Origin of the sequence: Streptomyces sp. NPDC049687 (genome assembly GCF_044465285.1) — a bacterium.
In the GTDB taxonomy this organism is placed as follows: domain Bacteria; phylum Actinomycetota; class Actinomycetes; order Streptomycetales; family Streptomycetaceae; genus Streptomyces.
The window spans coordinates 143,233-163,033 of the sequence record NZ_JBITLN010000003.1; the positions used below are offsets into that span (position 1 = coordinate 143,233).

A 19,801-nucleotide genomic window follows, 5' to 3' on the forward strand; every position below is an offset into this window, starting at 1 on the left:
GCAAGGCGCAACTTGCCAAGCAACTGCTGGAGGACGTGTTCGTCCGCGGCGACACGGCCATCGTCGATCGGGTCGTGCGGCCCGATTTTTACATCCAGCACAACCCCCTGGCGCCCGACGGAGCCGACGCCCTCAAGAACTTCAGCGCCGGCATGCGACAGCAGTTTCCGCAGACCGCCTTCGAGCCCCGCCGGATCATCACCGACGGCGATCTGGTGCTGCTGCACTCCCGCTACGTCATGGTGCCGGGCACCCCGGGTCTGGCCGTGTTCGACCTGTTCCGCTTCCAGGACGGCAAGATCGCCGAGCACTGGGACGTCATTCAGGAAGTGCCCGCCACCACGGCCAGCGGCAACGACATGTTCGCCACGCTCAGCGAGCCGCGGACCGACGCGGTCGGGCAGCGCTGGTTCACCGCCTACCACAAGGAACTGGTCACCGCGTTCGTCGACCAGCTGCTGGTCCGCAAGGACCTGACCGCCATCGACGCCTACGTCGGCGCCGACTACCACGAACACAGCCCGAACATCTCCGACGGCGCGGCCGGCCTCAAGGCCGACCTGGGCAGCTACTTCGACAAGTTCCCGCAGTCGAGTGTCACACCGAAACGCGTCATCGCCGAAGGCGACCTGGTCGCCGTGCACAGCCACTACGTCGACGCGCCGGGCGAGCGTGGCCGGTCGGTCATCGACCTCTTCCGGGTCCGCGATGCCAGGATCGTCGAGCACTGGAGCTCCGAACAGGCCGTGCCCGAGACCGCCGCCAACGACAACACGATGTTCTGACAGCCGCCGGGGGCGGGGCGAATCGTGTCCAGCCCCACGAGCTGTTCCGCCCCGAGTGGCAGCTTCAGCGCCTCACGTGGCGGCACGGCTGCAAGGACGCGCACGGGTGCGGTGCCAAGTTCCATCGGTTCGAGCCCTGCCCCCGGAGTGCACGACCCACAAGGGTTATAAGCGCGGGTGCCCCAAGCCATGCCCGAAGGACTGCATGAGCCACGCCCGCGCGTGCCCAGACCGCAAGAACGGCGGTCTCGTCTTCACGCGACCCAAGACGAAAAAGAGTCGGAACGCCGTGCCCATCCCGCCGCCGTTCATCCCCTATCTGCGCGAGCACAAGGCGCAGCAGGAATCAGCGCGCGACGCGGCCGGGGGGACACCTGGCAGGAACACCACCTGGTCTTCACCCGCCCGGACGGCCGGCCGCTCGATCCCCGACAGGACTGGGAGGAATTCCAAAAGCTGTTGGCGGAAGCAGGGATCGACGACCGCCGCCTGTACGACGGAAGCCGCCACACCGCCGGGACGATCCTGAACGAACTCGGGGTCGACATGCCCCACGATCATGGAGATCCTGCGGCACACCCAGATCAGCCAGACCCGCCGGTACGTCCAGGGCCGATCGCACCTGTCGAAGGACGCCATGCGCCGCATGGGCGACACCTTCATGCCCCGCCCGGCGCCCGCCCCGGAACCTCAGCCGGAGCCCTCCGTTGAGACCAGAATTGAGACCATGGACAGCCGCGCGGCCCACTCCCGCCGCCGTCGCCGCATCCGCTGAACGAGAAAGCCCAGCTCAGACACTGTCTGGGCTGGGCTTAGAAAGAGCCGCCTTCGGGATTCGAACCCGAGACCTACGCATTACGAGACCATGAGTGATCGTGTTGCCTCGTGCCTCGTCGTGCTGTCTGCTGACGTTTTTGCTGATCAGAGCATGTGTGACAGGTTGACCCGTGCCACCCCGTGGCGCACCGTCCAAAGGCGTCTGTCCACCGGCTGTCCACCGGCGAGGAGGCGGAGCGGCTGAGCTACGCCACAGCTCCGACTCGGATCCGATCACCCACAGGTGCGGCCTCAGACACTGGGCGCACCTGTCGAGTTGCTACAAGGGGGCCACCACAGTCCCCGACGCTGTTGTCGGTGCGCTGCGGGGTCGGTGCCGTCGCCGAGGAAATCCTGCTGAGCGGCACGCAGGACCTTTCCAAGGCGATGAAGTGGCCCGCTCCTGGCACCTGGGTGAATTCGGGGCCTTGACCTCGAGGTAGCGCGAACGGGCCGCCATGAGGCTGGGCAGGCTCTGGTACAGGGCCCGGGCAAGGTCGGGTAGCCGGGGTGGCTTCCCACCCGGAGGAGCTCGTCCACGTAGTCCGCCCGCAAAGCGGTCCTGGCACCCAGGCCGCCGCAGTTCGTCGTGCCGGCCAGCACATGGTGGCTCGGCCGTCATGGGGAGCCGCCCAGCCAACGCGAGGTCGCCGAGCACGCGGGCATGGACGCCGTGACCGCCTCCCAGGTCGCCCGTGCCGTGGAAGCCACGCAACTCATCACCCGTGAGCAGGACCAGCACGACACCCGGATGCCATCGTGCGCGTCGAAGCCATCGGCCGTGCGTACTTCGGGGTGGTGCCGGACGGGACCTCCTTCGGTGCACGACGACCGGCTGCCCGGCGTTCTCGAAGTCCTGTAGCTCTTGGGTGTCGCGGTGTACCTCCCCCCGCACTCCCGTCCCCGCGGGTACGACGGGCACGAGTGGTCGCTCGACCCGCGACGCGCCGCAACCGTGACCGGCGACAACGCGAACGGCCCGCTGCACGCGGCTCAGATCGCCAACGAGGCGACGTCGGGACTGGTCGCCGCCATCGCAACCGAGGATCCCGCTGCGGCCGCGGAATTCATCGACGCCTATGCCGGTGCCGGAGACTTCTGGAGACCGGGTTCCCGGCCCTCGTGGGCCGGTGACCTTCCGCGACCTGTACCTGCGGCAGCACCTCGTCGCACCCCGTGCGGGCTCCATCGCCGAGCGTGATGCGGAGTGGGCCGAACCGGGGCTGGAAGCCGAGACTCGGCGCCGCTTCGTCAAAGAGATCGGACCTTCGGTCCCACACCTTCAAGGTGCCCATACACATCGTTTGCCCATACATTTGCCTTGTGGGAACCGACGCCCATGCATTCATTCGCGATCTCGCTCGAGGGCTCGAGCCCCGAACGGATGAATTCACCGCTGTGATGCTGCAGCGCTTGCGGCGCGAGCTTCCCGAACTGTGGCAGTACGAGGACATCGCCGCTCTGCTGCCAGGGGCCGTGTCCGAGCACGTCTCCGCCGTTCTGGATATTCTCGAGAACCGCATTGACATGGCCGACGTGACGACGCCACCTGCCGGCATCGAGTTCGCTCGCCGACTCGCTGAGCACGGAGTGCACATCAGCAAGCTCCTACGGATCTATCGACTCGTCCACGCCAGTATGCTTCGCCTGCTCCTTGAGGAGACCGCCCCTCTCACCACGGCCCCGGAGTCGATCACCAAGGCGACGATCGCATTCAGCATGATGGGTTTCGAGTACGTCGATCGCACCGCGAAAGGGGCTGTTGCGGCATACCAGAGGGAACGTGACCGTTGGCTGCAGCGGCGGCTGATCATGATCAATGAGGCCGGTACACTGATCGGGACCACCCTGGACACGACCCGCACCGCCCAGGAACTGGCAGATGTAGGTACCCATGGGTTCGCCGATCTCGTCACCGTCGACCTACTCGACTCCGCGTTCCAGGAAGACGGCATGGAGCCGGAAGCCGCTCCTTTGGTAGTCCGTCGGGTCGCCCAGCGGTCTGTGTTGGATGGCTGCCCCGATTCAGCAGTCGACACAGGGCAGACGCATGTCTACCCCGAGGAGTCGGCGCCGGCCCGCGCGCTGGCCACCGGACAGCCCCTGCGGTACCGCGTCACAGCCTCGGGCCTTCCCACATGGCTGGGGGCGCCTGCGGACCACGGCGGTGCCCTTCGCACCCTCGGCATCCGCTCCGTGCTCTTGGTTCCGCTGTGGGCCCGCGGAGTCCCATTGGGCCTCGCGCAATTCCTCCGCTACCAGGCCGCGGACCCCTTCGACGACGAAGATCTGTTCCTGGCCCAGGAGATCGCGTCCAGGGCGGCCGTCTACATCGACAACGCCCGCCGCTACACCCAGGAGCGTTCCACCGCGCTCACGCTCCAGCGCAGCTTGCTCCAGCATCAGATGCCCGAACAGGCGGCCGTCGAGACGGCCTGCCGTTATTTGCCCTGCGGATCCCGCGCGGGCGTGGGCGGCGACTGGTACGACGTGATCCCGCTCTCCGGAGCCCGCGTCGCCCTCGTCGTAGGCGACGTGGTCGGCCGCGGCCTCCGCGCCTCCGCCACGATGGGCAGACTGCGGACGGCTGTCCGTGCTTTCGCGGACATCGACCTGATGCCCGACGATCTCCTCACCCACCTCAATGACGTGGTCATCCGCCTGCAGCGTGAGGAGGAAGGGAATGCGGACGAGTTCAGCGCCACCTGCCTCTACGCGGTTTACGACCCCGTCTCCCGCCTGTGTTCCCTCGCCAGCGCCGGACACGTTCCACCGGCCGTCGTCACTCCCCTGACCTCCCGCAGCCGAGTCGGCTCAACCTCCCGTGCGGTTGACTTCCCGGAAGTGCCGATCGGCCCGCCGCTTGGCCTGGGAGGGCTGCCCTTCGAAACAGCCCAGTTCGAACTGCCACAAGGCAGTCTCCTGGCCCTGTACACCGACGGCCTCATCGAAAGTCGCACCCGCGACGTGGACACCGCCCTCGCGGTGATGAGTGACGTCCTCGCCCAGGCACCAGCCTCGCTGGAGGACACCTGCGACGCAATCCTCCACGCACTTTTGCCTACCCGGCCCGCCGACGACGTCGCACTTCTCGTGGCGCGCACCCAGGCACTGGACGCCGACCACGTCGCCGCGCTGGGTCTCCCCTCCGATCCGTCCGTCGTCTCGGACGCGCGCAAGTTCGTATCCGCCCAGCTGGCTGCTTGGGAACTGGAAGGCATGGCTTTCACCACGGAACTCATGGTCAGCGAACTGGTGACGAACGCCATCCGCTACGGCAAAGCCCCCGTCCAACTGCGGATGATCCTCCAGTCCACTCTGACGTGCGAGGTCTCCGACGCCAGCAGCACCGCCCCGCACCTGCGCCGCGCCCAGGTCTTCGACGAAGGCGGCCGCGGCCTGCAACTGGTCGCGGCGCTCGCCCACAGCTGGGGCACACGGCACAACCGCGAGGGAAAGGTCATCTGGGCCGAACAACTGCTTCCAGCCGACGGGGACCCGATGGGCCTGTGAATGAGCACGATTGCCCCCCTGCTCGAGGCCTACGGCGTCCGGGCCGACTGGAGGCGGGAAGACGTCCGGGCGGCGTCGCTCAGCTGGGAACGCCCCGGTGACGGTCGCGACGAACCGCCCCCTTCCAGCACAGGAAGGGCGGGCCAAACGGACGAGACTGGTGCGAGCTGCCGCCTGGACGATTTGAGCGAGACCATGGCAACCGAGCTCGGTCCAGCCGGCATCAGGGTCAACGGTCTGCTGCCAGGCCGCATTGCCACCGACCGCCTCAAGTACCTGGACGCGGTCTCCGCGCCTGCGTCGAGACAGGCGGCCTTGGCCGCCATACCGCTTGGCCGGCCAGGCGAGCCTGACGAGTTCGGGCGTGTCGCCGCCTTCCTGCTCTCACCCGCCGCTTCGTACCTCACCGGAGTGATGCTCCCCGTGGACGGCGGCGCTCTGCCTGTTGTGTGACCATCCCCGGTCGTCACGCATTCGTTGCGTGGCGGCCGGGTTTTCTCTGTCTCTGTTCGGATTGCAGGGAGCGAGCCGATGGTGCGGCGAATTATGTTCGCGTTTCCACTCTCAGGGCTGCATCAATGGTCGGCGCTCAATAGGCTTTCCTTGTACTTATTCGATGTTCGCCGGTGAACTCGCGTAGGGGAAGTGGAAGATGAGTGGGCTCGTGGTGTCCCGGCAGGTCCCTACTGGTCTCACCGTCGGACGACGCAAATGGGCTTTCGCCGCCATCTGCATGGCGAACTTCATGGTGCTCTTCGACGGGACCGTGGTGAATCTGGCTCTCCCCACGCTCGGGCGGGAATTCGGGGGCGTGCTCACCCAACTCGAGTGGGTCGCCAACGGGTACACGATCGCGCTGGCGGCGCTCATCCTGAGCGGCGGTATCTTCGGGGACCGCATCGGCAACGAGCGCACGCTCGGGCTCGGACTGATTGGCTTCACGGTCACGTCGTTGTTGGCCGGGCTCGCCCCGAGCCTGGCACTGCTGGTGGTGTTCCGGGTGCTGCAGGGTCTCGCGGCGGCGCTGATGTTGCCGGCTGTGCTGGCACTCCTGCCTCATTTGTACATCGAGCCCCGCGAGCGGGCACGGGCGGTGGCCACCTGGGCGAGCGTCGGTGGAGTCGCTGCTGCGTCGGGTCCGCTACTGGGCGGGATTCTTGTGCACACGTTCGGATGGCGCTCGGTGTTCGTCATCAACGTCCCGATCGGGGTGGGCACATGGCTCGTCGCCCGCCGCACGGTTCCCGCGACCCCACGGGCGACGAAGGCTCGCTTCGACCTGCCGGGCCAGTTGCTCGCGGTCGTTGCGTTCGGCGCGGCCTGTTGGGTGCTTGTGGAGGGTGCCTCGCTCGACTGGTCTAGGCCATGGATGTGGGTTCCAGCGGCAGCGGCGATCGGAGCCGCGGCAGGGATGATCATGGTCGAGCGCCATTCGCGACACCCCATGGTGCCACCAGCGCTGTTCCGCTCTGCTGGATACACGTCCTCGGTGGTGATGGTGACGCTATGGCAATTCGTCTTCTTCGGTGAACTATTCGTCTTCTCGCTGTTGTTGCAGGACTTCTTCCACCGCGGCGCCCTCCGAGCCGGGATCGAGTTCCTTCCCATGACGGTCCTCACCGCCGTTGTGCCAGTGCTGGTGACCAACAGAGCCGTAGCCCGCTTCGGGCGCCGCACCACACTGCTGACCGGCATCGCATGCGGTATGGCGGCCTGTGTAATCGTTCAGTTCGTGGGCTCCTACACGATGTTGGCACTCGCGATGCTCGGGTTCGGGATGTTCGCCGGCCTCACGCTCCCACCGATCGTCGCGGGCGGCGTGGCCGGTGTGGCCCCGATGCTGTCCGGACGTGCGAGCGGCGTGATGAACTCCTCGCGCCAGTTCGGCGGCGTACTGGGTGTCGCGTTGCTCGGCGCGCTCACGGGTGTGCGCGCCGACTTCACTGTGGGCGTTCACTTGGGCGCTCTGCTCTGCCTGGTCCTGCTTGTGCTGATGGCGACGCTGGTCGTTGCCACGGTCACTCACGGACGCGGGACCACCAACGAACAGGAAGGATGAGACCTCAGTGTCCGTCGAAACCGTCCAACGGCCTTCGGGTGAATTCATCCAAGAAGTGGATGTCCAGCCCGACCAGCCCACCCGCTCCGCTGCGGTCAAGTGGGTCGTCGTAGTTGATGAGACCCTCAACCCTGGCCTCATCGCGAACGCGACGGCCTGTATGGCCGCGGCTGTCGGAAACGCCATGCCTCGACTGCTGGGTGACGGCGGTGACGACGCGTCGGGCGGCTCGCACGTCGGCCTTCCATGGCTCGGTTGTTCGGTCCTTGCTGCGGATGCGACGAAGATCCAGCAAATCCGGGCCAAGGCAGCTGCCTCCGGCAATATTTTCATCGCCGACATGGTGGACTCTGCACAGAAGGCCACGGTCTACACGGAGTACTTGGAAGTGCTGGCCCGCACGCCGGCTGAGGAGCTCGCCTATTACGCGGTCAGCCTCGTCGGCCCTCGGAAACGAATCGACAAACTGGTGGGGAAGCTGTCCTTGCTCCGTTGAGTTGTCAAGGGGGCCACAACCGGGGGCGGTTGTGGCCCCTATCGCATTCGGGCAATAAACGGGGGAGGTGATGCATCCGTGGCGAATGCCACATGTGAGCGGAGTCAGGTCAATGAACCCTTCTCATCCTCAGATTCGGGGCTGATGGCGAAGGGTTGGTGGGGGTTCGTGACGTGGCAGGGCTCCTGGTCGTTCGGTTGGTGATCTCACTCATCAACGCCCGGCCGCAGGAGCTCTGTTGGTCCCGTATCGAGCCATGCTCGATGTGCCGCACGAGATAGTTGAGTACGTCTCCTGGCTCATCTACGCTCGAAGGCGTGAACGGCGCTCGCGCTGACGACGGCTGAGCCGCTTCCAACAGGCTCTGCTCGTCCTGGTGCACTTACGAAAGACCGAGACGTTACAGCAGGTGGGGCCGGGTTCGGAGTGTCGACCGCAACGACCGGCTGATATGCGACCGAGGCCGTCGACGTCCTGGCCGACCACGCTCCCACCCTGCTGGACGCGCTGCACGACCATGATCCGAACGAGTTCCTCATCCTGGACGGCACCCTGAGCAGGACTGACCGAGTGGCCGCCGACGAGCCGTACGACTCGCAAAAGCGCCGCCATCACGGGATGAACGTGCAGGTCCTGGCCCGCCCGGACGGCACTGCGCTGTGGTATTCGCGCGCTCTGCCCGGCCGGACCCACGACTCACCGCCGCACGCGCTCACGCGGTGATCCAAGCGTGCCTGACCAGGCAGACCCTCGTACTGGCCGACCGCGCGTACCGCGGAGCCGACGCCACAGTCCACACCCCCTACTACGGCCGTGGCCTCCCCGAGAAGTACGCCCAGTTCAACCGGGACCACGCACAGCTGCGGGCACCCGGCGAGCGAGCCTTCGCCCGCCTCAAGCAATGGCGGATCTTCCGTAAGGCCTGCTGCAGCCCGAACCGGATCAGCCGGACCGTCGCCGCTGTTCACGCCATTGAGACCGCCTGGCGATCAGGATGAGAAGGGTTCAATGACTCGAAGCCAGGATCGACGGTAAAATCAACTAACCGACGAAAGAGGACTTCTGTGCTCGACAAGCTCGATCGAGCGCTCTTACGGGAGCTGCAGCGGGACGCCCGAAAGACCAACCGGGAACTCGCCGATTCAACTCATGTCGTCCCGTCGACCTCACTCATGAGGGTGCGCTCTCTGCGTAACCGTGGTGTCATTACAGGATTTCACGCCGCTGTCGATCTCGATCTGATCGGCCGTGGCGTGCAGGCCCTGATCTCTGTGAAGATCAAGCCACCCTCCCGACGTGTGATCGAAACGTTCCGCGAGTGGGTTGTGCAACTTCCGGAAGTAATTGGGGTATTTGTGACCTCTGGCAGTACTGACTTTCTGGTTCACGTTGCCATGCCGAGCAGTGATGATCTGTACTCGTTTGTGATCGACCGGCTCACGCAGCGACCGGAGGTTGCGGATGTGCAGACCAACCTGGTCTATGAATGTTTGCGGACTCCCGTCATTGAACCCGCAGAGAACGTGAAGGCCTGACATTTCCGATGCGATGGTGGCGATCCGCCACGGCAGCTGTTAAGTCTTGATCGTGATGTGTCTGTGCAGGTCAGGGGTGGGCGCATGCATGGGAACGGCCACCGCGATCGTTCGGGGACGTGATGGCGCAGGTCGCGGACTGCTTCCTACGGCGGGACTCGCGGCTGGTGGCCCGGGAGGCGGTGCAGGCGATGCTCCCGCGGCACCCGCCGCGGGTCCCAGGACCTTGGTGGTCCGGTCTGTGACGGCGGGCGCACGGTGGTGCGGGCCGGCCGGGATCTGGACTGTTCCTGGCCGATCGCGCGGCACTGCCTCGAGGACTGCGCGCGAAGGCCTGCCCGAGGACACGCCCAGCGCCACCTCGCCGACTTGCACGCCGCCGTCTCACCTGGAAGTAGCACGGCCGCCGGGCCCGGCCACGGCGTACCCCGGTCACCGCGGAACCGACGGCTGTCACGACCCCGCTCCCCTCGTGGCCGAGCACCATGGGTGTGAGCGCCTCTCGGGCAGGGGTGGGGAACATCGACGGCGGGCTCCCGTTTCGGACCCCCTTCAGACCGGGACCGCGGATTCGGCGGCCGACCACAGGCCACGCTCGGCGATGAACCTCCGGTACTTCATGATCTTGCGGGGTTCGTTGAGGGTCGCGGCGCCGACGAGTCGGTCACCACGTCGGTAGAGGGCGACGAGGTGATCCGAGTCCTCGTCCGGTCCGCCGCGGATGACGCTCACGTCATCCGCGTCGGCGGTGCCCACGAACTGGATCCGCTGGCCGTACCAGTCGCTCCAGAAGTAGGGAACGGTCTCGTAGGGCCGGCGCCGGTCGGGCCGTACCGCGTTCTCGGCGGCGCGTGCGGCCTGCGACGCGGCGTTCGTCCAGTTCTCCAGGCGCATGGTGTCGTCGCCCTCGAACAGTCCGTTGGGCCAGTGCGCGACGTCTCCTGCGGCGTATACGCCGGGGATGGACGACTCCAGGTACTCGTCGCAGACGACGCCACCGTCGCGGGGGTCGAGGAGGATGCCGGAAGTCGTCAGCCACTGTGCCGCCGGAGTGGCGCCCACGCCGACGACCACGGCGTCGGCGCGCAGGACCTCGCCGGTCGACAGACGGACGCCGCTCACGTGTCCGTCCCCGATCAGTTCCTCGACCGTCGTGCCACAGAGCAGGCGTGTGCCGTGCCGTTCGTGCAGGGTGGAGAGCACGCGGCCGACCACCTCGCCCACCGCGCGGACGAGCGGTACGGCGGCTGCCTCCACGATCGTGACCCGGGCACCGCCCGCTCGCGCCGAAGAGGCGATCTCCGCCCCGATGAAGCCGGCCCCGACGACCACCACGTCAGCCGCCCCCCGGAGCGAGGCTCGGAGGGCTGTCGCGTCGTCCAGGGTGCGCAGGGTCCACACGCCGTCCAAAGCCGGCAGGTGGGCCAGCGTCCTGGCGTGCGCGCCGGTGGCAACGAGCAGCCTGTCGTACGGCACAGGCCCGGCATCAGTGATCACCGTGCGGGCCTGTGGGTCCAGCGCGCGGGCGGTGACTCCCAGGCGCAGGTCGACCGAGAGGTCCCTGCGCAGGATGTCCTCGCCGAGGTAGAAGGTGGCCTCCGCGTCGCCGGTGAGGAACGCCTTCGACAACGGCGGCCGGTCGTACGGCAGATGCGGCTCGGCTCCGATGAGAGTGATCGCGCCGCCGTATCCCGCCCGGCGAGCGGCCTCGACAGCGCGCAGGCCGGCGAGCGACGCTCCGACGACCACCAAGCCCGGCTCGTCGCCTGTGCCAGCAACGCCCGACGTCAAGGCACCTGAGGTCACTGTTCCACCAGGGTCAGAGCGAGCGCGGGGCAGGCGCGGACGGCCTCGGTGACGTCCTCGGCGGTGCTCTCGTCGGTCGTCTCGCGGTGCAGGACGAGGCGGCCGTCGTCGCCTACCTCGAAGAAGTCGGGGGCGACCGACTCGCAGATACCGATGCCGGTGCAGCGCCCGCGGTCGACGTGGATCTTCATGGCTGTCCTCTCTGTATGGCTGTGTGGCTCTGCGGTTCCCTGGCTCCGCTGGTGCGCGGGCGCAACTCGCGGGCAGGGCTCAGCGGGTGCTTGCGGGCAGGTGGGTGACGCCGTTGATGAACTCGCTGCGCATCAGTGCGGGCTCACCTGTGATCCGAAGGTCGGGGAGCTTGGTGAGGATCTGCCGGAACAGCGCGCGAAGCTGGGCCTTGGCCACGCCGTTGCCGAGGCAGAAATGCACACCACCGCCGCCGAACCCGACGTGCGCGCTGCGAGGGCGGGTCAGGTCGAACTGGTGCGGGTCGGGGAACACCGACTCGTCGCGGTTGCCGGAGCAGTAGAAGATCACGACCTTGTCCCCGGCCGTGATCTTCTGGCCGGCCAGTTCGGTGTCCCGCGTGGCGGTGCGGGCGAACTCGACGACCGGCGACGCGTGCCGGACGAACTCCTCGATCGACGCCATGATGCGGCCGTCGAAGTCCTCGGCCAGCCAGGCCCGTTGATCTGGGTTCCGGTCCAGGCTGTACGCCGTCCATGAGGTGGTCTGCTTCGTCGTGTCGTTGCCCGCGACGCTGAGCAGCACCATCAGCGACTGGATGTCGTCCTCGCTCAACGGCCGGCCGTCGAACCGCGCGGCGGCGAGGGCCGTCGCGATGTCGTCGGCAGGGTGCTTCCGGCGGTGCTCGACGAGATCGACACCGATCTGCCGGAGCACGGTCATCTGCTGGAACATGTACTCGAGCAGGTTGGCGCCCTCGGGAGGACCGCCGCCCATGGCCGAGATGAGGTCGTCGCCGGCGCGCGCGAACTCCTCGGTCAGGCTCTCCGGCACACCCACCATGTCTGCGACCGTCAGCATGGGCAGCTTCGCCGCCACGCGTTCCACGAAGTCGAAATCCCCAGCGCCCGCCACCGCGCCGACGATCTTCTCGGCCCGTTCCTCGATCTGCGCCGTCAGTCGCTTCACGGCCTTCGGTGTGAACGCGGCGCTCATGATCTGCCGGTAGCGGGTGTGCTCCGGCGGGTCCATCTCCAGGAAGCTGGGCGGCATGGGCAACGCCGGGTCGCGTGGGCGGAATTCGACACCGCCGACGGCCGAGCTGAAGATGTCCTGGTTCTGGCTGACGTAGCGGATCTCCTCGGCGCGTGTCACCGCCCAGAAGCCCTTCTCACCGTGTACATCGGCCGGAAGGGCCGGGTTCTCGAGCGGCGGATGCCAGCTGACGGGGGCGTTGGCCCGCAGCCAGGCGAAGGTCTTGTCCCGCTCGGCGAATGGCTGGTCCCAGAAGACCGTGCTCGAGATGTCCTGGTCCGTCGTAAAGGGGTGTTCGGTGGCGAACGGCATTGTCATCTTTGACAGCTCCGAATTCCGGCGACAACTTGCTCTTGCTCTTGCTGTGGGCGCTGTGATGCGGGAAACAGCTTCCGCCTGGCTCAGACCGACGATCCGTCAGAGCGGGGGGAGGGGGAGTCCCACCACCTTAGTAAATATTCACTAAGCAGGGAAGGCGGGTGCCCCGATGAGGAGGGCTTGCTGGGGGAATCTGCTGCGGCCCGTGCGGGAAGGGACACCGGCGAGCCCGTCGGATCGCGGACGGATTGACGGGGTTCAGGGGATGAGAACCGGCTTGATCGTCCTACCTGACAACGAGTCGGCCTCCGCGGCGTTGATCTCCGCGAGCGGATACGTGCGGACGAGCCGGTCGAACGGGAACCGGCCTTCCCGCCAGAAACGGATCAGCTGCGGGAGGAACACCCTGGGAACCGCACCGCCCTCCAGGACGAAGGTGACCTTACGGCCCGCGAGCTGCGGCGGCGGCACCGACAGCAGTCCGGTGCCCACACCGACCAGCACCGCGGTGCCACGCCGCGCGAGGACCGCGACGGCGTCGGTGATGACCTTGCCGACGGCGGTCGTCTCCAGGCTGAAGTCCATGCCCGGGCCGGCGTCGATGACCTGCTCGACAACGCCTTCCCCGCCTCCCAGCACTGTGCGGGTGGCTCCCAGCTCCTTCGCCAGGTCGAGCCGGGACTCGTTGAGGTCCACCACGACGATGTCGCTCGCCCCGGCGAGCTTCGCCGCCATCACGGCGGCCAGTCCGACGGCGCCCGCCCCGAAGACGGCGAGGGACTGGCCCGGTGCGAGCCGCATCTCGTTGAGTACGGCACCCGCGCCGGTCTGGATGCCGCAGCCCAGTGGGCCGAGCAGTTCCAGGGGGAGATCCTTGTCGACGACCACGACGTCGCGCTCGGCGGCGATGGCATGCTCGGCGAAGGAGGACTGGCCGAACCACCGGTTGGGGACCGGCCGACCCTGCGCGTCGGTCGCGCCCGTGCTGCCATCGGGGTAGCGACCGGAGACGTTGAGGGCGTCGAAGTTCTCGCAGTACGCGGGAGCGCCCTTGAGACACTCTCGGCAGGCACCGCAGGACGCGAAGCTCAGCAGCACATGGTCGCCGGGGTGTACGGCGGTCACCGCGGAGCCGACGGCCGTCACGACCCCGCTGCCCTCGTGGCCGAGCACCATGGGCGTGAGCGACGCCCCGAGGGCGGGGTCACGCGCCATCATGTCGGTGTGGCACATCCCGGTCCCGGCGATCTTCACCAGCACCTCGTCAGGGCGGAGGTCGGCGAGGGTGATCTCTTCGATGACGTGCTCTTTGTCAGCGGAGCGCAGCACAGCCGCTCGGGTCGTTGTCATGTCGGTGAGCCTTTCGGGCAGGGGCGCGGGTGGCGCGAGAAACGCGAGATCGAGGCGGTCGGGTGTCGATGTGGCAGCTCGGGGCCTTGTGTGGTCGGGCGGCGTCGACGTGGGTGAGGCTGTTCACATTGCGGATGAGGCTGTTCGCGACCGGTCGGCGGCCGGGGCGGGAGTGCGCTCGGCGAGTGCCTGCCGTTGCGGCTTCCTCGGTCGCCCCGACGAGGCGCAGGTATGCGGCCGCCTCAGGACGAGCTGGTCGCGCCGGCCGGGGAGGTGGTGCGGCCTCTTCCCGCCCCAGAAGGCGAAGGCTCGTAAGCGCGCAGCATCTCGGTGAGCACGACACACATCGCCTCGCGGGGCTCGTTGGCCGGGTACCGCCCAGTTCTGGGTGGGCGATGTCGCTGCCGTCCCCGGCCGCCGCCCGGTCGATCTTCGTGCCGCCCCGGCCTGCGGTGGCCGGGTGCTCATCTTCCGCGAACTCCGTCGTGCACTCCCTCCCAGACAAGTTCCCGGTCGGGAATTTGTCTGGGAGCAAGCTAAGCTCGCCGGTACGGCCGGTCAAGCCCCCGTGCAGAGGAGAGCGAAAGTCGTGGTTGCCGCAGATCGGACACAGTCCGCCGGGGGGCGGCGCCCCGTCGGCCGCAGGGCCGGGCTCGACCTGCGGCGCATCATCGACGCGGCCCGCTCCCTCGACACGGAGACGCTGACCGTGCAGGCCGTCGCCGACAAGCTCGGAGTCGACCGCAAGGCCGTACGACACCACGCCACCGACCGCGAAACCCTCCTGAAGCTGATGGCTCTGGACGCGTTCTCGGAGAACTCCTCGGACATCGACATCCCGGCCGACTGCTCATGGCAGGAAGCGTGCCGCGTCTACGCCCTGGGCTTCGCGGACAACGTGATCGCCACGGACGCGCTCGCCGAACACCTGCGCCTCGACCACGCGCTCCTCGCGAAGCTCGGCGTACCGACCGAGGCCGTCGCGAAGAAGCTGACGGAGGCGGGCTTCGACGACGAGTCCGCCCTGCGGGTGCTGGCCCTGCTGACCAACGTCTGCATGGCGTACGCGCAGGACGTCGTCTTCGTGTCACGGAGCGGCGAGCGCCCCCGGCGACTCATGGCACGCGAGGCGCTCAGCGGGCACGAGCGGGAGTTCGAGAACTTCGCGCGGATGGTCGACCTGTCCATCGACACGTACGACCGGAAACAGCTCGAGATGAGCGTCGAGATCCTCCTCGGCGGCATCGAGGCTGTCCTGCTGCACGGTCGGAACACCCCCGGTCCGGCGCGCGACTGACGGCGGCCCCGACCGAAGAACCACAAGCGCGGCCCCTGGCCCGCCCTCAGGGTCAGCGCACCGGCGAGGCGTCACGGGTCCGCCGAAAAGTCGTCCTCAGGCCGCCGTGCGGACTGCGGGCAGGTTTGCCGCTCGGCGGGGGCACGGGGCCCGCGAAGGCGAGGGCCGCCGCGGTCGGCCACCCGCGAGTCCTCCCGATCACCGGACAACTATGTCCGTTCTGTGATGTTCACGGCCTTTTACCTTCAAGCCCTCGCAGGGGTTGACGCGGCGCACCCCCGAGCATAGCTTGCTGGCGACTTGAGTTCCCGGGCGGGAACTCAAGTGGTGCCGAATGAAGGAGTTCGAGATGAGCACTGCCGCCGCAGGTCACGGCAGCCAGACGGGAAAAGTGAAGATCACCAGAGAGGACCTGCTCGGCACGGAGAGGCGCTGGCGGCGCTTCGGCGAGCCGACCGCGGCAGGTGAGTCGCTCAACGAGGACGGCACGCCGGACTACGGCATCTTCGGCCCGGGCAGCGTGGTCTGGGAGGTCCTCCTCCACCCGGCCACCGTCGTCTTCCTCAACGCCGTTCAGGGCGCGGTGCAGACGAAGGGCTACAACCCGATCGTCGCCGGCCTGCGGGACCGCGATCCGGTCTCCCGCAAGGCGCGGGAGGGGACGTTGAACATGCTGGACGTGTTCGACCGGCTCTCGCGCAACTCCGGCATGCACGCCCCGATGTGGCTCGGTGACTCCAAGACCGCCAAGCTGATGTACAAGCACCTCCACAACATCCACAAGAGGGTGGCCGGCGACGTCATCGACACCGCCCGGCCCGAGCTCGGCGGCTACGCCGCGAGCGAGCCGCGGGACGCCATGTGGGCGGCGCTGACGGAGATGCACCCCATGCTGCGTGTGTACGAGGCGTTCGCCTTCCGCGACGGAAAGTTCCCGCACCGTCTCTCCCCCGAGCAGCGCGACCAGTTCGTCGCCGAGACCGGGGCGTACCTGAGGCTCGTCGGGGCGGCCGAGGAGGACATCCCCGCGAACATGGCCGAGCTGGGGGCCCTGTACGAGAAGTACGCCGACCTCTTCGAGCCCACCACGACGGTGAACAACCTGCCGGACACCGGCGAGGACTGGACCAAGCTGTCCAAAGAGGCGGTGAAGAAGAACTTCCACATCTCACAGGTGCGCGCGCTCGTCCCGTACCTGCTGCAGACCACGCTGATCGAGCTGCCCGTCATGGGCACCCTCCCGGCCAGGATGCGCCGGTCGATGGGGCTCAGCCCGCGCAAGGACAAGGCCGCCGTCCGTGCCGCGAAGCTCTTCCTCCCGATCGCCTGGCTGATGCAGCAGGGCCCCTACGAGCGCTACATCCTGCGCCGCATGTGGGGCCCGGACAGCATCCGGCTGCTGCAGTCCGCCCGCCGCCTGCACGAGCAGACGCTCGCGCGACGCGCCATGGACCAGCTCGTCGCAGGCGCGAACAGTGCGGGAGCGCCCGCCTCCGCCTGACCGGCCTGCCGAGCCGGGGGCGGTCCTTTCGCTGCACCGCCCTGCGCAGGCCGCCCTCTCGGGCACCGCACGCCCCTCGGGGGCCGCATCGAGACCCCGTGTCAGTCAACGATCCGAGGAGTACCCGCATGTCCTCTCTCACTCACGCCTCCCCACCCCCCGCGCCGACCCACGTGGACCGCAAGGAACTGGACCGGCTTGTCGCCCTGCAGCGCGCCGCCTTCCGGGCTGAGGGCGACCCCAGCGCGGACGTTCGCCGCCATCGCGTCGACCGGCTGCTGCTCGCCGTACTCGACGCCGCCGACGAGATCGCCGACGCGCTGGCCGAGGACTACGGGCGGCGACCGGCCACCCTGACCAAGGCCACCGAGCTTCTCGTCCTGATCGAGGAGGCGGCACACCTGCGCGACAACCTCGGCGAGTGGATGAAGCCGACCCCGGTCGACGGCCCCGTCCCCGCTTTCGTCCAGCACAAGCCGCTCGGCGTCGTCGGGGTCGTCACCGCCTGGAACTTCCCCATCGGCCTGGCCGTCCATCCCGCGCTGGACGCACTGGCCGCCGGCAACCGCGTCATCATGAAGTTCACCGACGTGCACCTCCGCACCGGTGAGGTCTTCGCCCGGGCCGTCGCCAAGTACCTGCGCGAGGACGAGGTCGCCGTCGTGTGCGGCGACGTCGAGACCGCGCGGGAGTTCGCCGACCTGCACCTCGACAAGATCATCTTCACTGGGTCGCCGGCCGTCGGCAAGCTGGTCGCCGCGGCCGCCGGCGCGAACCTCGTGCCCGTCACGCTGGAGCTGGGCGGGAAGAACCCCGTCGTCGTCGCCCCCGACGCCGACCTGCAGCTGGCCGCGCACCGCATCGCCACCACCCGCATGCTCAACGGCGGCCAGGTCTGCCTCTGCCCCGACTACGTCTTCGTGCCCCGCAGCGCCGCGGAGGAGTTCACCGCCGCGCTCCAGGCCGAACTCGCCGGGCTCTTCCCCACGTACACCGACAATCCTGCCGCCGTGCCCCTCGTCAACGAACGCAATTTCGACCGCGTGCTGGGCCTGATCGAGGACGCCGTCGAGAAGGGCGCCCGGAGGATCACGCCCATCGCGGAGGAACCGTCCCGTGCGGACCGCTTCATTCCGCCGACGCTCCTGCTCGACGTCCCCGCCGAGGCGCAGATCGAACGCGAGGAGGTCTTCGGACCCGTCCTGACGATCCATGTCTACGACGATGTCGCCGAGCCGATCTCCTACATAGCCGACCGGCCGTCGCCGCTGGCCGCCTACTGGTACGGCGAGGACGGCGAGGACTTCCAACGCTTCCTGCAGCGCACCACCTCCGGCGGTGTCACCCGCAACGACGGCCTGCTCCACCACTCCGTCGACGCGCCCTTCGGCGGAGTCGGCAACTCCGGCACCGGCGCCTACACCGGCAAGGCGGGATTCGACGAGTTCAGCCACCGCCGGCCGGTGGCCGCCCAGCCAGGCCCCAGCGGCACCACCGACAGTATCGTCGGCGCTCCGCTCCTCGACCCCGCAGTGAAGTTCGGGATCGATCAGGCGATCAGTGGAGCTGCGGCCGACATCCGAGCCCGGCTCGGCCTGTGAGCCGGTGGGCGGCTGTATCCTTGGCCGCCCACCAGCCCGTTTCCCCTACGACGGACAGCACCCGGAGCATCGCGGCCCCGGCGTAGGGCATGGCATGGCACTCAACGGTGGGGCGAAGCCACGAGGGGCGGCTTGGCCGGATGGTCTTGCCTCGTTCTCCGTAGCGGCAGCCCCGTCCGCTGGTCAGCTGAGCGACGAGGAAGAGGCCACGACCCCTTCGGTCGGTGCTGCGAGCATGCCGTAGGCGTGGCTGCGTGTTGCTCGGGTGCCGAGCCGGCGTCTTTTCGCGGGCATCGACAACGAGTGCCGCGACGCCCGCGAGGCCGTCCCTCGCGTTCTCCACCCACTCCGTGCTCCGGTAATCGTCTGCCGAGGCGGGCGACGCGACGACTGGCAGCTCTGTGCGTCCTGCCGACCGCAGCGCCAGGAAAGCGACATGGCCGGGCGCCCTGTGCCCGCCTCCACGGCGGAACGGGTACCCGGCACCGTAGAGAGGAGGTCCTGACCGGCTCCTTGAGGAATCCGCGGAGTCTCCCTCAGCTCTTCTCCAGTATCAGGTGGCGGTCTTCGTGTCGGTCCGGCGGCCCGGCTCCGCGATCACCGGCCGGTTCGCCGATCGGTGACAGGGCGTGTGCGCGCGGCGGCGAGGGAGTCAGCGGTACTGCTGGGCCAGTCGGCCCCTGTGGTGAAGTCGGCCAGATCGGGCCAGCGTTCGAGCACGGCGGCGGGAGTCAGCTCTGCGGCTGTGAAGCGCACGCCGGCCGACCGCTGCCAACGCACTTCCGCAGCCCAGCCGCCGCCGGTCTCCACGACGGCGCCGGACCTGGTGCAGGCCGGATGCGCCAGCGCCAGGACGAAGGGTGACACCTGTGCGGCGGAAAGGCGGGCGCGCAGCTCGTCGTCGAAGACACCGTCCGTCATACCGGTGTGCGCCATCGGGGCGACCGCGTTGACCCGTACACCGTGCCGCTGCCCCTCGGCCGCCAGGGTCTTGGCGAAGCCGATGAGGCCGGCTTTGGCGGCGGCGTAGTTCGCCTGGCCGAAGTTGCCGTGCAGGCCCGCGCCCGACGTCGTCAGGACGATGCTCCCGCGCTGCCGCCGCACCATGTGCGGCCAGGCAGCCGCCGTGACCTCGTAGGCGCCGCCCAGGTGTACGTCGACGACGTCGGTCCATTCCTCCTTGGTCATCCGCTGGAACGTGTGATCGCGCACATGGCCGGCGTTCACCACCAGGGCGTCGATCCGGCCGTATGCGTCGACGGCCGCGGTGACGATCGCCGCCCCGTCCCGGGCGTCGGCCACCACGGCAGTGGCCGTGCCGCCGTCCGCCCGAATGCGGTCCGTCAGCTCCTCGGCTGCCGCCGCCCGGCGTGCGTGTACCACGACCCGGGCTCCTGCTGCTGCGAAATCCAGTGCGTACTGTCGGCCGAGACCGGATCCGGCTCCGGTGACGACCACCGCCAGATCACGGAAATCCAGCGGTCCCGGCTCGTCTGTCAT

General features: G+C 68.2%; 14 protein-coding genes and 5 pseudogenes. 12 read left to right on the plus strand and 7 right to left on the minus strand.

Annotated features, from left to right (window positions below):
• Positions 1-23: 23 nt before the first annotated feature.
• A pseudogene (locus ACIBVL_RS10625) lies at positions 24-785 on the plus strand (nuclear transport factor 2 family protein); the annotation flags it as partial.
• A 38-nt stretch (positions 786-823) separates the two neighbouring features.
• A pseudogene (locus ACIBVL_RS10630) lies at positions 824-1,560 on the plus strand (tyrosine-type recombinase/integrase); the annotation flags it as partial.
• Positions 1,561-1,975: 415 nt separating this feature from the next.
• Here ACIBVL_RS10630 and ACIBVL_RS10635 read toward each other — a convergent pair.
• Positions 1,976-2,180, minus strand: a pseudogene (locus ACIBVL_RS10635) (alpha/beta hydrolase); the annotation flags it as partial.
• 10 nt (positions 2,181-2,190) lie between these two features.
• Here ACIBVL_RS10635 and ACIBVL_RS10640 point away from each other — a divergent pair.
• The 7 genes and pseudogenes from ACIBVL_RS10640 (at position 2,191) to ACIBVL_RS10670 (ending at position 9,204) form a co-directional block, all read left to right on the plus strand.
• Complete coding sequence (locus ACIBVL_RS10640; protein ID WP_399095227.1) at positions 2,191-2,463, plus strand: MarR family transcriptional regulator; 273 nt, start codon at positions 2,191-2,193, stop codon at positions 2,461-2,463.
• Positions 2,464-2,924: 461 nt separating this feature from the next.
• Positions 2,925-5,114: a SpoIIE family protein phosphatase gene (locus ACIBVL_RS10645; protein WP_399095230.1), complete on the plus strand. Its 2,190-nt coding sequence runs from the start codon at positions 2,925-2,927 to the stop codon at positions 5,112-5,114.
• Between the two features lie 186 nt (positions 5,115-5,300).
• Positions 5,301-5,567, plus strand: a pseudogene (locus tag ACIBVL_RS10650) (SDR family NAD(P)-dependent oxidoreductase); the annotation flags it as partial.
• Positions 5,568-5,766: 199 nt separating this feature from the next.
• Positions 5,767-7,173 (plus strand): MFS transporter, encoded by a 1,407-nt coding sequence (locus ACIBVL_RS10655; RefSeq protein WP_399095233.1) that lies wholly within the window; start codon positions 5,767-5,769, stop codon positions 7,171-7,173.
• A gap of 7 nt (positions 7,174-7,180) precedes the next feature.
• A complete protein-coding gene (locus tag ACIBVL_RS10660; RefSeq protein WP_399095236.1) occupies positions 7,181-7,669 on the plus strand; it encodes a DUF2000 domain-containing protein in 489 nt (162 codons plus the stop codon).
• 256 nt (positions 7,670-7,925) lie between these two features.
• Positions 7,926-8,667, plus strand: a pseudogene (locus tag ACIBVL_RS10665) (transposase family protein).
• Positions 8,668-8,733: 66 nt separating this feature from the next.
• Positions 8,734-9,204, plus strand: a complete 471-nt coding sequence (locus ACIBVL_RS10670; protein ID WP_399095239.1) for an Lrp/AsnC family transcriptional regulator — start codon at positions 8,734-8,736, stop codon at positions 9,202-9,204.
• A 70-nt stretch (positions 9,205-9,274) separates the two neighbouring features.
• On the opposite strand, the gene ACIBVL_RS10675 is transcribed toward ACIBVL_RS10670, so the two are convergent.
• The 5 genes from ACIBVL_RS10675 to ACIBVL_RS10695 form a co-directional block, all read right to left on the minus strand.
• Positions 9,275-9,727, minus strand: coding sequence for an alcohol dehydrogenase catalytic domain-containing protein (locus ACIBVL_RS10675; protein WP_399095242.1), 453 nt, complete (start codon positions 9,725-9,727; stop codon positions 9,275-9,277).
• A gap of 29 nt (positions 9,728-9,756) precedes the next feature.
• Positions 9,757-10,953 carry an NAD(P)/FAD-dependent oxidoreductase gene (locus ACIBVL_RS10680; protein WP_399097174.1) on the minus strand — a complete coding sequence of 399 codons (1,197 nt, stop codon included), beginning with the start codon at positions 10,951-10,953 and terminating at the stop codon, positions 9,757-9,759.
• A gap of 53 nt (positions 10,954-11,006) precedes the next feature.
• Positions 11,007-11,201, minus strand: coding sequence for a ferredoxin (locus tag ACIBVL_RS10685; RefSeq protein WP_330266290.1), 195 nt, complete (start codon positions 11,199-11,201; stop codon positions 11,007-11,009).
• A gap of 79 nt (positions 11,202-11,280) precedes the next feature.
• Positions 11,281-12,552: a cytochrome P450 gene (locus ACIBVL_RS10690; protein WP_399095246.1), complete on the minus strand. Its 1,272-nt coding sequence runs from the start codon at positions 12,550-12,552 to the stop codon at positions 11,281-11,283.
• Between the two features lie 258 nt (positions 12,553-12,810).
• Positions 12,811-13,902 carry an NAD(P)-dependent alcohol dehydrogenase gene (locus ACIBVL_RS10695; protein WP_399095249.1) on the minus strand — a complete coding sequence of 364 codons (1,092 nt, stop codon included), beginning with the start codon at positions 13,900-13,902 and terminating at the stop codon, positions 12,811-12,813.
• 589 nt (positions 13,903-14,491) lie between these two features.
• On the opposite strand from ACIBVL_RS10695, the gene ACIBVL_RS10700 reads away from it, so the two are divergent.
• From ACIBVL_RS10700 to ACIBVL_RS10710, 3 genes are all read left to right on the plus strand, one after another.
• Positions 14,492-15,199, plus strand: a complete 708-nt coding sequence (locus ACIBVL_RS10700; protein ID WP_399095252.1) for a hypothetical protein — start codon at positions 14,492-14,494, stop codon at positions 15,197-15,199.
• A 349-nt stretch (positions 15,200-15,548) separates the two neighbouring features.
• Positions 15,549-16,700: an oxygenase MpaB family protein gene (locus tag ACIBVL_RS10705; protein ID WP_399095255.1), complete on the plus strand. Its 1,152-nt coding sequence runs from the start codon at positions 15,549-15,551 to the stop codon at positions 16,698-16,700.
• A 128-nt stretch (positions 16,701-16,828) separates the two neighbouring features.
• Positions 16,829-18,301 (plus strand): aldehyde dehydrogenase family protein, encoded by a 1,473-nt coding sequence (locus ACIBVL_RS10710; RefSeq protein ID WP_399095258.1) that lies wholly within the window; start codon positions 16,829-16,831, stop codon positions 18,299-18,301.
• Between the two features lie 597 nt (positions 18,302-18,898).
• Here the strand turns inward: ACIBVL_RS10710 and ACIBVL_RS10715 are convergent.
• Positions 18,899-19,801 (minus strand): SDR family NAD(P)-dependent oxidoreductase, encoded by a 903-nt coding sequence (locus ACIBVL_RS10715; protein WP_399095261.1) that lies wholly within the window; start codon positions 19,799-19,801, stop codon positions 18,899-18,901.

What these genes read in the sequence shown, in the direction of transcription:
- ACIBVL_RS10655 (WP_399095233.1), top strand. Translation starts at nt 5,767, where the DNA reads ATGAGTGGGCTCGTGGTGTCCCGGCAGGTCCCTACTGGTCTCACCGTC.
- ACIBVL_RS10675 (WP_399095242.1), bottom strand. Translation starts at nt 9,727, where the DNA reads ATGTTCCCCACCCCTGCCCGAGAGGCGCTCACACCCATGGTGCTCGGC.
- ACIBVL_RS10685 (WP_330266290.1), bottom strand. Translation starts at nt 11,201, where the DNA reads ATGAAGATCCACGTCGACCGCGGGCGCTGCACCGGCATCGGTATCTGC.
- ACIBVL_RS10690 (WP_399095246.1), bottom strand. Translation starts at nt 12,552, where the DNA reads ATGACAATGCCGTTCGCCACCGAACACCCCTTTACGACGGACCAGGAC.
- ACIBVL_RS10695 (WP_399095249.1), bottom strand. Translation starts at nt 13,902, where the DNA reads ATGACAACGACCCGAGCGGCTGTGCTGCGCTCCGCTGACAAAGAGCAC.
- ACIBVL_RS10705 (WP_399095255.1), top strand. Translation starts at nt 15,549, where the DNA reads ATGAGCACTGCCGCCGCAGGTCACGGCAGCCAGACGGGAAAAGTGAAG.
- ACIBVL_RS10710 (WP_399095258.1), top strand. Translation starts at nt 16,829, where the DNA reads ATGTCCTCTCTCACTCACGCCTCCCCACCCCCCGCGCCGACCCACGTG.
- ACIBVL_RS10715 (WP_399095261.1), bottom strand. Translation starts at nt 19,801, where the DNA reads ATGACAGACGAGCCGGGACCGCTGGATTTCCGTGATCTGGCGGTGGTC.